The organism is Streptomyces sp. BBFR102, from assembly GCF_051397025.1.
In the GTDB taxonomy this organism is placed as follows: Bacteria; Actinomycetota; Actinomycetes; order Streptomycetales; family Streptomycetaceae; genus Streptomyces.
In genome coordinates this window covers 974,878-989,761 of the sequence record NZ_CP195757.1, presented here as the reverse complement: position 1 = coordinate 989,761, position 14,884 = coordinate 974,878, and the positions used below count along the sequence as shown (strand labels likewise).

Annotated in this window: 13 protein-coding genes; 5 read left to right on the top strand and 8 right to left on the bottom strand. The window is 72.7% G+C overall.

Annotation, left to right across the window (positions count from 1 at the left end; genetic code table 11):
* Positions 1–52 precede the first annotated feature (52 nt).
* Both ACSLIC_RS04555 and pgi read left to right on the top strand, forming a co-directional pair.
* On the top strand, positions 53–388 hold the full coding sequence (locus ACSLIC_RS04555; protein WP_436736378.1) for an RNA polymerase-binding protein RbpA: 336 nt from the start codon (positions 53–55) through the stop codon (positions 386–388).
* 155 nt (positions 389–543) lie between these two features.
* Complete coding sequence (pgi, locus tag ACSLIC_RS04550) at positions 544–2,214, top strand: glucose-6-phosphate isomerase (protein ID WP_436736377.1); 1,671 nt, start codon at positions 544–546, stop codon at positions 2,212–2,214.
* A gap of 74 nt (positions 2,215–2,288) precedes the next feature.
* Here the strand turns inward: pgi and pgl are convergent, their stop codons facing one another.
* From pgl to tkt, 5 genes are read right to left on the bottom strand one after another with little or no spacing between them, the layout of a single operon-like run.
* Positions 2,289–3,074, bottom strand: a complete 786-nt coding sequence (gene pgl, locus ACSLIC_RS04545; protein ID WP_436736376.1) for a 6-phosphogluconolactonase — start codon at positions 3,072–3,074, stop codon at positions 2,289–2,291.
* Positions 3,071–4,111 (bottom strand): glucose-6-phosphate dehydrogenase assembly protein OpcA, encoded by a 1,041-nt coding sequence (gene opcA / locus ACSLIC_RS04540; protein WP_436736375.1) that lies wholly within the window; start codon positions 4,109–4,111, stop codon positions 3,071–3,073. The genes pgl and opcA overlap by 4 nt, the downstream gene beginning before the upstream one ends.
* On the bottom strand, positions 4,108–5,631 hold the full coding sequence (gene zwf, locus ACSLIC_RS04535) for a glucose-6-phosphate dehydrogenase (RefSeq protein WP_436740269.1): 1,524 nt from the start codon (positions 5,629–5,631) through the stop codon (positions 4,108–4,110). The genes opcA and zwf overlap by 4 nt, the downstream gene beginning before the upstream one ends.
* Before the next feature lie 14 nt (positions 5,632–5,645).
* A complete protein-coding gene (gene tal / locus ACSLIC_RS04530) occupies positions 5,646–6,788 on the bottom strand; it encodes a transaldolase (RefSeq protein ID WP_436736374.1) in 1,143 nt (380 codons plus the stop codon).
* A gap of 41 nt (positions 6,789–6,829) precedes the next feature.
* Entirely contained in the window at positions 6,830–8,917 is a 2,088-nt protein-coding gene (gene tkt, locus ACSLIC_RS04525) for a transketolase (RefSeq protein ID WP_436736373.1), read from the bottom strand.
* Positions 8,918–9,299: 382 nt separating this feature from the next.
* Between tkt and ACSLIC_RS04520 the strand changes: the two genes are divergently transcribed.
* The 3 genes from ACSLIC_RS04520 (at position 9,300) to ACSLIC_RS04510 (ending at position 11,966) form a co-directional block, all read left to right on the top strand.
* On the top strand, positions 9,300–10,262 hold the full coding sequence (locus tag ACSLIC_RS04520) for a heme o synthase (RefSeq protein ID WP_436736372.1): 963 nt from the start codon (positions 9,300–9,302) through the stop codon (positions 10,260–10,262).
* Between the two features lie 111 nt (positions 10,263–10,373).
* Positions 10,374–10,730, top strand: coding sequence for a hypothetical protein (locus ACSLIC_RS04515; protein ID WP_436736371.1), 357 nt, complete (start codon positions 10,374–10,376; stop codon positions 10,728–10,730).
* Positions 10,731–10,865: 135 nt separating this feature from the next.
* A complete protein-coding gene (locus ACSLIC_RS04510; protein ID WP_436736370.1) occupies positions 10,866–11,966 on the top strand; it encodes an amidohydrolase in 1,101 nt (366 codons plus the stop codon).
* A gap of 63 nt (positions 11,967–12,029) precedes the next feature.
* On the opposite strand, the gene ACSLIC_RS04505 is transcribed toward ACSLIC_RS04510, so the two are convergent.
* From ACSLIC_RS04505 to ACSLIC_RS04495, 3 genes are read right to left on the bottom strand one after another with little or no spacing between them, the layout of a single operon-like run.
* Positions 12,030–13,040, bottom strand: coding sequence for a COX15/CtaA family protein (locus ACSLIC_RS04505; protein ID WP_436736369.1), 1,011 nt, complete (start codon positions 13,038–13,040; stop codon positions 12,030–12,032).
* A gap of 54 nt (positions 13,041–13,094) precedes the next feature.
* On the bottom strand, positions 13,095–13,862 hold the full coding sequence (locus ACSLIC_RS04500; RefSeq protein ID WP_436736368.1) for an ABC transporter permease: 768 nt from the start codon (positions 13,860–13,862) through the stop codon (positions 13,095–13,097).
* Complete coding sequence (locus ACSLIC_RS04495; protein ID WP_436736367.1) at positions 13,859–14,818, bottom strand: ABC transporter ATP-binding protein; 960 nt, start codon at positions 14,816–14,818, stop codon at positions 13,859–13,861. The genes ACSLIC_RS04500 and ACSLIC_RS04495 overlap by 4 nt, the downstream gene beginning before the upstream one ends.
* Positions 14,819–14,884 lie beyond the last annotated feature (66 nt).

The window sequence follows — 14,884 nt, the reverse complement described above, 5'->3', positions numbered from 1 at the left end:
CGCGGCGGAGCCGGTCACGCTTCGCGGCACCATCACCCAGGGAGTGACGACTGTGGCAAGTGGCAACGCGATCCGCGGCAGCCGGGTCGGAGCGGGGCCCATGGGGGAGGCTGAGCGGGGCGATTCGGCACCGCGTCTGCGGCTCTCCTTCTGGTGCGCCAACGGACACGAGACCCAGCCGAGTTTCGCCCGCGACGCGCAGGTCCCCGACACCTGGGACTGCCCCCGCTGCGGCTTCCCCGCCGGCCAGGACCGGGACGACCCCCCGGCGCCGCCGCGCACCGAACCGTACAAGACGCACCTCGCCTACGTCCGCGAGCGGCGCTCCGACGCCGACGGCGAGGCGATCCTCGCCGAGGCCCTCGCCAAGCTCCGCGGCGAGATCTGAGCCACCCGCCGCGCCGTTCCTCCGCCCGGCGCACCGGGAGTCGTCCCGGTAGCCGTCTCGCGGCCCCTCTGTGGCACCACCGCACGCGCCCCGCCATCAATTAGGTTGGTGGGGCAGCGGGGCAAGCCCAGACGAGAGAAGGCGGAAAGTCACCGATGAACCCAGCAAGCCGAACCGGGCTGTCCCAGCGGCCGCAGTGGACCGCGCTCGCCGACCACCGCGCGGCGCTCGGCGAGGTGAGTCTGCGTCAACTGTTCGCCGACGACCCGGGCCGCGGTGAGCGGTACACCCTCCACGTCGGCGACCTGCACATCGACTACTCCAAGCAGCTCGTCACCGACGAGACGCTGGTGCTGCTGCGGGAGTTGGCCGAGGCCACCGACGTGGCCGGGCTGCGCGACGCGATGTACCGCGGCGAGCGCATCAACACCACCGAGGACCGCGCGGTCCTGCACACCGCACTCCGCGCGCCGCGCGGCGCCGTCATCGAGGACGGCGGCCCCGGCGGGCCCAACGTGGTCCCCGAGGTCCACGAAGTCCTCGACCGCATGGCCGGCTTCGCCGAGAAGGTCCGCTCCGGCGAGTGGACCGGCGCCACCGGCCGCCCGTTGCGCACCGTCGTCAACATCGGCATCGGCGGCTCCGACCTCGGCCCCGCCATGGCCTACGAGGTGCTGCGCGCCTTCTCCGACCGCGACCTGACGGTGCGTTTCGTCTCCAACGTCGACGGCGCCGACCTCTACGAGTCGGTCCGCGACCTCGACCCGGCCGAGACGCTCTTCGTCGTGGCCTCCAAGACCTTCACCACCATCGAGACCGTCACCAACGCGACGTCCGCCCGCCGTTGGCTCCTCGACGGCCTCGGCGCCGGCCCCGAGGCCGTCGCCCGGCACTTCGTGGCGCTCTCCACCAACGCCGAGAAGGTCGCCGAGTTCGGCATCGACCCGGCCAACATGTTCGAGTTCTGGGACTGGGTGGGCGGCCGCTACTCCTACGACTCGGCCATCGGCCTCTCGCTGATGATCGCCATCGGCCCCGAGCGGTTCCGCGAGATGCTCGACGGCTTCCACCTGGTCGACGAGCACTTCCGCACCGCGCCGCCCGAGGCCAACGTGCCGCTGCTGCTCGGCCTCCTCGGCATCTGGTACGGCAACTTCCACGACGCCCAGTCGCACGTGGTGCTGCCCTACTCGCACTACCTCTCCCGCTTCGCCGCCTACCTCCAGCAACTCGACATGGAGTCCAACGGCAAGCGCGTCCAACGCGACGGCACGCCGGTCGCCTGGCAGACCGGACCGGTCGTCTGGGGCACTCCCGGCACCAACGGCCAGCACGCCTACTACCAGCTGCTCCACCAGGGCACCAAGCTGATCCCCGCCGACTTCATCGGCTTCGCCCGGCCGGTCGACGCGCTGCCGAAGGGCCTCGCCGACCAGCACGACCTGCTGATGGCCAACTTCTTCGCCCAGACCCAGGCGCTGGCCTTCGGCAAGACCGCCGACGAGGTCCGCGCCGAGGGCGTCCCCGAGGAACTCGTACCGCACCGCACCTTCCCCGGCGACCGGCCCACCACCACCATCCTGGCCGACGCGCTGACCCCCTCGGTCCTCGGTCAGCTCGTCGCCCTCTACGAGCACAAGGTGTTCGTGCAGGGCGCGGTCTGGGGCATCGACTCCTTCGACCAGTGGGGCGTGGAGCTCGGCAAGGTGCTCGCCAAGGAGGTCGAGCCGCTGCTGACCGCCGAGGACGGTGAGCGCTCCACCGGCTCCCTGGACAGCTCCACCGCCGCCCTCGTCGCCCGCTACCGCGCGCTGCGCGGCCGCTGACCCGGGTCACGCGTCAGGGCCCGGCCTCCCCGCGTGGGAGGCCGGGCCCTGACGTCTCGCAGGGGGCGCCGCGCTCAGGCGGACGCCGACGGGTAGAGGTCGCGCGGCAGCTGGGAGGCGGCCGCGTCGTCGAGCAGCCACAGCGTCCGCGACCAGCCGTACGCGCCCGCCGCCGGGGCCTGGACCTCCCCGGCGCCGGAGAGGGCGATGGCCGCGGCGTTCGCCTTGTCCTCGCCCGCGGCCAGCAGCCACACCTCGCGGGCCGCCCGGATCGCCGGAAGCGTCAGGGTGATCCGGGTCGGCGGCGGCTTGGGCGCTCCGTGCACCGCGACCACCGTGCGCTCCGTCTCCCGGACGGCCGGCAGCTCCGGGAAGAGCGAGGCCACATGGGTGTCCGGGCCGACGCCCAGCATCAGCACGTCGAAGTCGGGCACCGCGCCGTGGTCGTGGTGCCCGGCCGCCGCCGCCAGCTCGGCGGCGTACGCCTCGGCGGCCGCCTCCGGGTCGTTCCCCCACGGCCCGTCCGAAGCCGGCATGGGGTGGACGCGGTCCGGGTCGAGCGGGACGGTGTCCAGGAGCGCCTCCCGGGCCTGGGTGGCGTTCCGCTCCGGGTCGCCCTCGGGCAGGAACCGCTCGTCGCCCCACCACAGGTCGACCCGGCGCCAGTCCACCGCGTCCCGCGCCGGGGAGGCGCCGACCGCGGCCAGCAGGCCGTTGCCGTTGCGGCCGCCGGTGAGGACCAGCGAGGCGTGGCCGCGCGCCGCCTGGGCGTCGACCACGTGCGTGATCAGCCGGGCGGCGGCCGCCTGGGCCATCAGCCCCTTGTCGTGGTGGACCACCAGCTGGGGGGTGCGGGTCACTTGGCGCCCTTCTTCGCGGCCGTCGCCCTGGTCGTCCGCTTCACCGGCGCGTCCTTGTGGCCCTCCGCGCGGTGCGGGGCGTCCGGCGCGTCGGCGACCGGCGGCACCTCGTGCTCGTCGAGACGCTCCACGCCGTACCGCAGCGCGGCAGCGTAGGTGTCGTCCGGGTCGAGGCGCCGCAGCTCCTCGGCGATCAGCTCGGCGGTCTCGCGGCGCTTGAGGGCGACCGCGCGCTTCGGCTGGCCCTCGATGGAGAGGGTGGCCAGGGCCCCGTCGGCCCGGTCCAGGACGATCGGGCCGCAGTCGGTCTCCAGCCGCACCCCGGTCAGTCCGGGCCCCGGCGACGCCTTGCGGACCACCGGCACCTGGAGCCGTTCGGCGAGCCACATGGCGAGCAGCTCGCAGCTCGGGTTGTACTCCTCACCCTCCACCTCGACGGAGGCGACCTGGCAGATCACCTGGTCGAGCGCGGCGGCCAGCATGGAGCGCCACGGTGTGATGCGGGTCCACGCCAGGTCGGTGTCGCCCGGCGTGTAGGAGGAGGCGCGCTCGGCCAGCTCCTTGATGGGCAGTTCACCGGCGTAGGTGTCGGTGACCCGGCGCTGGGCGAGGGCGCCCAGCGGGTCCTTGGCCGGGTCCAGCGGCCCGTTCACCGGCCACCAGACGACGACCGGCGCGTCGGGGAGCAGCAGCGGCAGCACCACCGACTGGGCGTGGCCGACGATCTCGCCGTAGAGCCGGAGGATGACCGTCTCGCCGGTGGAGGCGTCGGCGCCGACCCGGATCTCGGCGTCCAGCCGGGAGGTGGTGCGGTTGCGCGGGGAGCGCGAGACCCGCTTGATGACGACCAGGGTGCGCGAGGGGTGCTCGCGCGACGCCTCGTTGGCCGACTTCAGCGCGTCGTAGGCGTTCTCCTCGTCGGTGACGATGACCAGGGTCAGCACCATGCCGACGGCAGGGGTGCCGATCGCGCGGCGGCCCTGCACCAGCGCCTTGTTGATCTTGCTGGAGGTGGTGTCCGTCAGATCGATCTTCATGGCCGGCGCCAGCTCCGTCCGTCTCGTGCGAGCATCTCGTCCGCCTCCTTGGGGCCCCAGCTGCCGGCCGGGTACTGCGCCGGTTTGCCGTGGGTGTCCCAGTACTCCTCGATCGGGTCGAGGATGCGCCAGGACATCTCGACCTCCTCGGTGCGCGGGAAGAGGTTGGCGTCGCCGAGCAGCACGTCGAGGATGAGCCGCTCGTACGCCTCGGGGCTCGACTCGGTGAAGGACTCGCCGTAGGCGAAGTCCATCGACACGTCCCGGACCTCCATCGAGGTGCCGGGCACCTTCGAGCCGAACCGCACGGTCACGCCCTCGTCCGGCTGGACCCGGATGACCAGGGCGTTGTGGCCCAGCTCCTCCGTGGTCGTGGTGTCGAACGGGGAGTGCGGGGCGCGCTGGAAGACCACCGCGATCTCGGTGACCCGGCGGCCCAGCCGCTTGCCGGCCCGCAGGTAGAAGGGGACGCCCGCCCAGCGGCGGTTGCCGACCTCCAGCTTCACGGCGGCGTAGGTGTCGGTCTTGGAGCGGGGGTTGATCCCCTCCTCCTCCAGGTAGCCGACGGCCTTCTCGCCGCCCTGCCAGCCCGCGGAGTACTGCGCGCGGACCGTGTCCTTGCCCAGGTCGCCGGGGAGCCGGACGGCGCCGAGGACCTTGGCCTTCTCCGCCACCAGCGCGTCGGCGTCGAAGGAGGCGGGCTCCTCCATCGCGGTCAGCGCCATCAGCTGGAGCAGGTGGTTCTGGATGACGTCGCGGGCGGCGCCGATGCCGTCGTAGTAGCCGGCCCGGCCGCCGATGCCGATGTCCTCCGCCATGGTGATCTGCACGTGGTCGACGTACGACCGGTTCCACAGCGGCTCGAACATGGTGTTGGCGAAGCGGAGCGCCAGGATGTTCTGGACGGTCTCCTTGCCGAGGTAGTGGTCGATCCGGAACACCTGGTCCGGGGCGAACACCTCGTGCACGATCTCGTTCAGCTCGCGGGCCGAGACCAGGTCGTGGCCGAACGGCTTCTCGATGACGGCGCGCCGCCAGGAGCCCTCGGGCGCATCGGCCAGACCGTGCTTCTTCAGCTGCTGGACGACCTTGGGGAAGAACTTCGGCGGGACGGAGAGGTAGAAGGCGAAGTTGCCGCCCGTGCCCTGCTCCTTGTCCAGTTCCTCCATGGTCGCCTTGAGGGTCTCGAACGACTCGTCCTCGTCGAAGGTGCCCTGGACGAACCGCATGCCCTGGGCCAGCTGCTGCCAGACCTCCTCGCGGAAGGGCGTGCGGGCGTACTCCTTGACGGCGTCGTGGACGACCTCGGCGAAGTCCTGGTCCTGCCACTCGCGCCGGGCGAACCCGATGAGGGAGAAGCCCGGCGGCAGGAGGCCGCGGTTGGCCAGGTCGTAGACGGCGGGCATCAGCTTCTTGCGCGACAGGTCGCCGGTGACGCCGAAGATGACCAGGCCCGACGGCCCCGCGATACGCGGGAGCCGTCGGTCCGCGGCGTCACGAAGCGGGTTCGCTCCGTGCAGTGCGGTCAAGGGGATCAGCCCTCCGAGGAGGCGAGCCGGTCCAGCTCGGCCTTGGTCGAGGTGAGGAGGTCCTTCCAGGACGCCTCGAACTTGTCGACGCCCTCGTCCTCCAGGAGCTGGACGACCTCGTCGTACCCGATGCCCAGCCCGGCGACGGCGTCGAGCACGGCCTGCGCCGACTCGTACGTCCCCGAGACCGCGTCCCCGGTGATCCGGGAGTGGTCGGCGGCGGCCTCCAGGGTCGCCTCCGGCATCGTGTTGACGGTGCCCGGCGCGACCAGGTCGTCGACGTACATCGTGTCCCTGTACGCCGGGTCCTTCACGCCGGTCGAGGCCCACAGCGGGCGCTGCCGGTTGGCGTGCGCCTTCTCCAGCCCGGCCCAGCGGTCGCAGGCCGGGGTGGTGCCGTCGAGCGAGCCGAAGACCCGCTCGTACGCCTGGTAGGCGAGGCGGGCGTTGGCCACGGCCGAACGGCCCTTCAGCGCCCTGGCCTCGTCGGTGCCGATCGCGTCCAGCCGCTTGTCGATCTCGGTGTCGACGCGGGAGACGAAGAACGACGCCACCGAGTGGATCTTCGAGAGGTCCAGGCCCGCGGCCTTCGCCTTCTCCAGGCCGGCCAGGTAGGCGTCCATCACCTCGCGGTAGCGCTCCAGCGAGAAGATCAGCGTGACGTTGACGCTGATGCCCTTGCCGATCACCTCGGTGATGGCGGGCAGGCCGGCGCGGGTGGCGGGGATCTTCACCAGCGTGTTCGGCCGGTCCACCAGCCAGGCGAGCTGCTTCGCCTCGGCGACGGTGGCCTTGGTGTTGTGCGCCAGCAGCGGGTCGACCTCGATCGACACCCGGCCGTCCTGGCCCTCGGTGGCGTCGAAGACCGGCCGCAGGATGTCCGCGGCGTCGCGGACGTCGGCGGTGGTGATCATGCGGACGGCCTCGTCGACGGAGACCTCCCGCGCGGCCAGGTCGGCGAGCTGCGACTCGTAGCCGTCGCCCTGCGAGATCGCCTTCTGGAAGATCGACGGGTTGGTGGTGACCCCGACGACGTTGCTCTCGTCGATGAGCTCGGCGAGGTTGCCGGACGTGATGCGCTTGCGCGACAGGTCGTCCAGCCAGATCGCCACGCCCTCGTCCGAGAGGCGCTTCAGTGCGTCTGCCATGGAAAAAACATCTCCTACAGCTACAGAGGTATGTGCCGTCGTCAGCGCTGAGCGGCGGCGAGGGATTCCCGGGCGGCCTCGGCGACCGCGTCCGCGGTGAAGCCGAACTCGCGGAACAGCACCTTCGCGTCCGCCGAGGCACCGAAGTGCTCCAGCGAGACGATCCGGCCCGCGTCGCCCACGAAGCGGTACCAGGTCAGGCCGATGCCGGCCTCGACCGCCACCCGCGCGCGCACGGCACGCGGCAGCACCGACTCGCGGTACGCCTCGTCCTGCTCCTCGAACCACTCGACACACGGCACGGAGACCACCCGGGTGGGCACGCCGGCCGCCTGGAGCTGCTCGCGGGCCGCCACGGCCAGCTGCACCTCGGAGCCGGTGCCGATCAGGATGACCTGCGGCTCGCCGCCCTCGGCCTCGGCGAGGACGTAGCCGCCGCGGGCCGCGCTCTCGTTCAGCTCGTAGGTCGGCACGCCCTGGCGGGTCAGCGCCAGACCGTGGGGAGCCCCCTTGCCGTACACCTTGGTCCACCGGCGCATGATCTCCCGCCAGGCGACGACCGTCTCGTTGGCGTCGGCCGGGCGGACCAGGTTCAGGCCCGGGATGGCACGCAGCGAGGCCAGGTGCTCCACCGGCTGGTGGGTCGGGCCGTCCTCGCCGAGGCCGATCGAGTCGTGCGTCCAGACGTAGGTCACCGGCAGGTGCATCAGCGCGGAGAGGCGTACCGCGTTGCGCATGTAGTCGGAGAAGACCAGGAACGTGCCGCCGTAGATCCGGGTGTTGCCGTGGAGCTGGATGCCGTTCATCTCGGCGGCCATCGCGTGCTCGCGGATCCCGAAGTGGATCGTACGGCCGTACGGGTCGGCCTCCGGCAGCGGGTTGCCGGCGGGCAGGAACGACGAGGTCTTGTCGATCGTGGTGTTGTTCGAGCCGGCCAGGTCGGCGGAACCGCCCCACAGCTCGGGCACGACCGCGCCGAGCGCCTGGAGGATCTTGCCGGAGGCGGCGCGGGTGGCGACGGCCTTGCCGGTCTCGAAGACCGGCAGCGCGTCCTCCCAGCCCTCGGGCAGCTCACCGGCGGCGACGCGGTCGAAGAGCGCGGCGTGCTCCGGGCCGGCGGTGCGCCAGGCGGCGTACCCCTTCTCCCACTCGGCGCGCAGCTCGCGGCCGCGGTCCAGGGCGCCGCGGGTGTACGCCAGGACCTCGTCGGAGACCTCGAAGCTCTTCTCCGGGTCGAAGCCGAGGACGCGCTTGGTGGCGGCGACCTCGTCGTCGCCGAGCGCCGAGCCGTGCGCGGCCTCGGTGTTCTGCGCGTTCGGGGCCGGCCAGGCGATGATCGAGCGCATCGCGATGAAGGAGGGACGCCCGGTCTCCGCCTTCGCCGCCTGGAGCGCCTCGTACAGGGCGGCCGGGTCCAGGTCGCCGTTCTCCTTGGGCGCCACCCGCTGCACGTGCCAGCCGTACGCCTCGTACCGCTTGAGGGTGTCCTCGGAGACGGCCGTCTCGGTGTCGCCCTCGATCGAGATGTGGTTGTCGTCCCACAGCATGATCAGGTTGCCGAGCTTCTGGTGGCCGGCGGTGGAGGACGCCTCGGCGGAGATGCCCTCCTGGAGGCAGCCGTCACCGGCGATGCAGTAGACGTGGTGGTCGAAGGGGGAGGTGCCCTCGGCGGCCTCCGGGTCGAACAGTCCGCGCTCGTACCGTGCGGCCATGGCCATGCCCACCGCGTTGGCCACCCCCTGCCCGAGCGGGCCGGTGGTGGTCTCCACGCCGGTGGTGTGGCCGTACTCCGGGTGCCCGGGGGTCTTCGAGCCCCAGGTGCGGAACGCCTTCAGGTCGTCCAGCTCCAGGCCGAAACCGGCCAGGTAGAGCTGGATGTAGAGGGTCAGGGACGAGTGGCCCACGGAGAGGACGAAGCGGTCGCGCCCCGTCCAGTCGGCATCCGCCGGGTCGTGCCGCATCACCTTCTGGAACAGGGTGTACGCGGCCGGCGCGAGGCTCATCGCCGTACCGGGATGGCCGTTGCCGACCTTCTGTACGGCGTCTGCGGCCAGGACGCGGACGGTGTCGACGGCCCGCTGGTCCTCAGCGGTCCACTCGAAGTCTGTGGTGGTCGGCTTGGTGCTCACCCTGGGTCAGGGCTCCTCTCCACATGTCGAACGCCGGTGACGTCGGGACACCGGACGCGGTCGAGCCTACCGGTGACAGAAGGTGCCGATCCTCCCTTCACCGCCGCCCTCCCCGCGCCCCGCGCCCCAGGCCGCCGGGGCCCGGGAACGGGCGCCTGCCGGGTGCCACCGACGCGCGCCCCGCCGGGGCCCGGACGGACACGTTCCGTCAACCGGGTGGCGCACGCGGCCCCGTACCGGCGCCACCCGGACACGCTCCGTGCACCGGGGGGCGGGCGCCAACACGACGGACCCCCCGCGAGGGGCGGGGGACAGCAACGTCTAAAGTGACCAGGAAGGCGCGAGTCCTAACCGATCCTCCATGGCCGGTGACTTGCTGGAAATGTCTCTGTCAGGGGTGTGCGTGACGGCCGTTGAATCCCGTCCTGCGGGAGCGCTCGGGACCAGCCCAGGCCATCGGCCGTTCGGGGCCCGCGCCAAGGCATTCGTGGCGATGACCAAGCCGCGGATCATCGAACTGCTCCTCATCACCACCGTCCCGGTGATGTTCCTCGCCGAACAGGGGGTCCCCTCGCTGAAGCTGGTCCTGGTGACCTGCATCGGCGGCTACCTCTCGGCGGGCGGCGCCAACGCCCTGAACATGTACATCGACCGGGACATCGACGCCCTGATGGCGCGGACCGCGCAGCGTCCGCTGGTCACCGGCATGATCAGCCCGCGTGAGGGCCTGGTCTTCGGCATCGCGCTCGCGGTGGTCGCCACCCTCTGGTTCGGCCTGCTGGTCAACTGGCTCTCCGCCTGGCTCTCGCTCGGCGCCCTCCTGTTCTACGTGGTCGTCTACACGATGATCCTGAAGCGGCGCACCGCGCAGAACATCGTCTGGGGCGGCATCGCCGGGTGCATGCCGGTCCTCATCGGCTGGTCGGCGGTGACCAACACGGTCTCCTGGGCCGCCGTCATCCTCTTCCTCGTCATCTTCTTCTGGACGCCGCCGCACTACTGGCCGCTGTCGATGAAGGTCAAGGAGGACTACGCGCGAGTCGGCGTGCCGATGCTCCCGGTGATCGCCTCCAACCGCGTCGTCGCCCGCCAGATCGTGGTCTACAGCTGGGTCATGGTCGGCGTCTCGCTGCTCCTCCAGCCGCTCGGCTACACCGGCTGGTTCTACACGGCGGTCGCGCTGGTCACCGGCGGCTGGTGGCTCTGGGAGGCGCACGGCCTGCAGAACCGCGCCCGGCAGGGCACCACCGGGGCGAAGCTCAAGGAGATGCGGCTCTTCCACTGGTCCATCACCTACGTCTCGCTGCTCTTCGTGGCCGTGGCCGTGGACCCGTTCCTGCGCTGACCGCCCCTGCGGCAGCACTCCTCAGCAGCCTTCACCGACAGGCGGGGCGGGTGGCCAAGGCCACCCGCCCCGCCCGTCGCCCGTCGATCTACCGCTCGGTAGCATCTGGCCATGGCCAACACACAGCAGGACGACACCAAGCCGGACGCCCGCGACGAGCGCCGCGCGGCCAAGGCCGCCAAGTCCATCACCGCCTTCGCCGCCGCCCACGGGGGCGCCGAGGCCCAGTTCGCCCACCTCGGTGAGAAGGGCGCCCGCATCGTCCTCGTCTGCGGCGACGGCGCCTGGGGCGACGTGGTGGTGCCCAGCATCGAGGTGGCCCGCGCCGCCACCGAGAAGGCCGGCGTCACCGTCCACGACGAGTTCAGCGGCGAGTTCGCCGCCAAGGTCGTCACCGGCCCGTACGAGTGGTCGCGCATGGCCGGCATCCAGATCGGCGGCCCCGGCCAGCCGGGCGAGGCGGCCTGAGGACAGCCGCGACTCTCCCCGGGCGGACGGCTGCCCGGGGAAGCGGCCGGGGGCGATCTTCGGGGAGGGCAACACCTGACACCCTCTTCACCCGTTAGGCACAGCGGCAGCGCCGCGCGCCGACGGGGGGAACCCATGACCGACACACCGCTCCTGGTGGCCGACACAGCGAGTCTGGTCGACCAGTACTGCCACGGACTCGTCCGGGACGAACTGGGGCTCGCCACCTTCGAGGCCCGGCTGGGGCGCGGCAGCCCCGCCCCCGGCACCACCTTCTTCGACAGCCGCACCGGGTTCGCGGTGCGCCGCTGGTGCCCGCCCCTGCTCGGCCTGGAGCCGCACTGCCCGCCCGCCGCGTACCTGGCACGCCGCCGTGAACTGGGGGTCCTGGAGTCCGGCCGACGGCTGTTGCGGGCCGTCCGGATCGCCGCCCACCTGGTGGACACCGGGACCGCCGAGGAGCTGACCGGGCCGCCGGAACTGGCCGCGACGGGCGGGGCGGTGGCGCGGGAGGTGGTGCGCCTGGAACACCTCGCCGAACAGGTGGCCGACACCTCGGGCACCGCCGACGCCTTCCTGACCAACCTCGCCGAGGCGGTGCACGCCGTCTCCGCCACCGCCGCCGCCTTCACCTCCACCGAGGGGCCCGGCGAGGACGCCGCCGTGGCGGGGACCCCGCCGGGGCCGGGCGCGGTACGGGCCGCCGCCGCCACCTGGCTGTCCGGGCGGGCGGCGGGCGCCAGGCTCGCCGGACCGGTGCTCGTCTCCCATCTGCTCTGGGTCGCGCTGACCACCGGCAGGCCGCTCCAACTGCACGCGCTGCCCGGGCCGCGCCGGGCTGCCGCGCTCACCGCCTTCGCGCGGGCCACGGCCGGGCTCGGCGCCGACGTGGTCCTGCTGGGCGGCGGCGGGCCCCACGACCACACCGCGCGGCTCGCCGCCCTCCACCCGCACGTCTACGCGGGGATCGGCCCGGTGGACCCGTACGGCGGGCCGCCGGTGCGCGACGCGCTGGCCGGCGCGCTGGAACGGGCCCCCTTCGGCAAGCTCATGTACGCCAGCGGCGCCGGCGGTCTGCCGGAGCTGCACGTGGTGGCCGCCCGCGAGTTCCGGCTGGCCCTGGAGGCGGTGGTCGGCGGCAAGGTCGCCGAGGGCGCCTGGTCCGCCCGGGACGGGCGCCGGGTCGCCCGGATGATCGCCTCGGAGAACGCGCGGCGGGTCTACGGGCTGGACTGAAGGCGCCCGGACACGGCGACGCCCCCGCTCCCACGGACGGGGAGCGGGGGCGACGCGGAAGGGTCAGCGGGCTGCCGCGACCGGGTTCTCCGGCTGGGCCGGGACCTGCCCGGGCGAGGCGTACGGGCGTTCCCGCAGGGACAGCAGGAGGCGCAGGACGCCGATCCACACCAGGCACGAGCCGAGCATGTGCAGGCCGACCAGGATCTCCGGCAGGTCGGTGAGGTACTGGACGTAGCCGATGACGCCCTGGAGGAGCAGGATCGCGAAGAGGTCGCGGGTGCGGGCCAGCGGACCGGCGGGCGCGTCGACCGCCTTGAGGACGAACCACAGGGCGAAGACCAGCGCCACCACGACCCAGGCGAGCACGGCGTGCAGCCGACTGACCACTTCCCAGTCGAGCGGCATCCGCGGGACCTCGCTGGAGTCACCCGCGTGCGGTCCGGCCCCGGTCACCACGGTGCCCACGGCGATCAGCAGGGCCGTCACCGCCACCATGACCTGCACCAGCTGGCGCAGCGGCTTGCCGACCAGCGGCCGGGGCGGCTCGTCGCCCTCCTTGGCCCGCTGCCAGGTCACGGTCGCCACCGCTATCAGCACGGTGGAGAGCAGGAAGTGCGCGGCGACGGTGTACGGGTTGAGGCCGACCAGGACCACGATGCCGCCGAGGACGGCGTTGCCCATGACCACCCAGAACTGCACCCAGCCGAGCCGCGTGAGGCTGCGGCGGTGGGGCTTGGCCGCGCGGGCCGCGATGATGGCCCAGCCGACGGCGGCGCACAGCACGTAGGTCAGCATCCGGTTGCCGAACTCGATGGCGCCGTGCAGCCCCATCTCGCGCGTGGAGGTCAGCGAGTCCTCGGTGCACTTGGGCCAGGTCGGGCAGCCCAGCCCCGAGCCGGTGAGGCGGACGGCGCCGCCGGTGACCACGATGACCACCGTCATCACGAGGGCGGTGAGCGCCGCCCGGCGGACGATCCCGGGGGAGGGGGTCCATCGCGCGGCGATGAAGGCGAGCGGGTTGCGTGCGGCCTCGACGGCGGTGGCACGGGTCTTCTCAGGCACGGAGGACATGCTAGGCGGAAGCTTGTGCACGGTTTCACTTGGGGTGCCCGGCGGGTCGGCGGGTCACTCCCAGCGGAAGAAGCGCCCCGCCGCCGCCAGCGCGGCCACCGCCCACACCGCCAGGATGCCGATCTGCGCGAGGGGCAGCGCGGCCCCGTCCTGGAGGACGGCCCGCAGCCCTTCGGAGAGTGCCGAGATCGGCAGCCAGCCCAGCGCCGCGCCCACCGCGTCGGGGAACTTCGACAGCGGGACGACCACCCCGCCGCCGACCAGCAGCAGCAGGAAGACCAGGTTGGCCGCGGCCAGCGTCGCCTCCGCCTTCAGCGTGCCCGCCATCAGCAGGCCCAGCCCGGAGAAGGCGGCCGTACCGAGGGCCAGCAGCAGGAGCACGGCGAGCGGGTTGCCGAGGGGCGACCAGCCGAGCGCCAGCGCGATCACCGCCAGCAGCACCACCTGGATCACCTCGGTCACCAGCACCGCCAGCGTCTTCGACGCCATCAGTGCCCAGCGGGGCAGCGGGGAGGCGCCGAGCCGCTTGAGGACGCCGTAGCGGCGCTCGAAGCCGGTGGCGATGGCCTGGCCGGTGAAGGCGGTCGACATCACCGCCAGCGCGAGGATGCCCGGGGCGAGGAAGTCGACCGGCTGCCCGGCGCCGGTGTCGACCACGTCCACCGTCGAGAAGAGGACCAGCAGCAGCGACGGGATGATCACGGTGAGCAGCAGCTGCTCGCCGTTGCGCAGCAGCAGCTTGGTCTCGAAGGCGGCCTGGGCGGCGATCATGCGGCCCACCGGCGCCGCCCCGGGCCTCGGGGCGTAGGTACCGGTCCTCATGCGCGCAGCTCCTTGCCGGTCAGTTCGAGGAAGACGTCCTCCAGGGTGTGGCGCTCCACCGACAGCTGGTCGGGCATCACCCCGTGCTGGGCGCACCAGGAGGCGACGGTGGCCAGCAGCTGCGGGTCGATCGTGCCGGTCAGCCGGTACGAGCCGGGAGCCGGCTCGGCGGCGGTGGTGTCCGCGGGCAGCGCCTTCAGCAGGGACGCCAGGTCCAGGCCGGAGCGGCCGGTGAAGCGCAGGGTGTTCTCGGCGCCGCCACGGCACAGCTCCTCGGGGCTGCCCTGGGCCACGACACGCCCGGCGTCGATGATCGCCACGTCGTCGGCGAGCTGTTCGGCCTCGTCCATCGCGTGGGTGGTCAGCACGACGCTGACGCCGTCGGCGCGCAGCTCGCGCACCAGCTCCCAGGTGGAGCGGCGGGCCTGCGGGTCGAGCCCGGCGGTCGGCTCGTCGAGGAAGACCAGCTCGGGGCGGCCCACCACGGCCATGGCCAGCGCGAGCCGCTGCTGCTGCCCGCCGGACAGGCGCCGGTAGGTGGTGCGGCCGCAGGAGCCGAGGCCGAGGCGCTCGATCAGCGCGTCCACATCCAGGGGGTGGGCGTGCAGTTTCGCCATGTGGCGCAGCATCTCGTCGGCGCGGGCGCCGGAGTAGACACCACCCGACTGGAGCATCACGCCGATCCGGGGCCGCAGCGCCGCCGCCTCGCGGACCGGGTCGAGGCCCAGGACCCGGACGGTGCCGCCGTCGGGCCTGCGGTAGCCCTCGCAGGTCTCGACCGTGGTGGTCTTGCCCGCGCCGTTGGGGCCGAGGACGGCGGTGACGCCCGCCCGGGCGGTGAGGTCGAGACCGTCGACGGCCGTCTTGCCGCCGTACCGCTTGATCAGGCCCCTTACCTGGAGGACGGGCTCCGGCGGGGTGGGCCGGGGGATCTCGCCCGGTGGGGTGCTGCGCATACCGGAGAGTCTAGGGACGGGCCGCCGGGTGCCGGCACGCGGCCCGAGGCCGCCCGGGACGGGTGA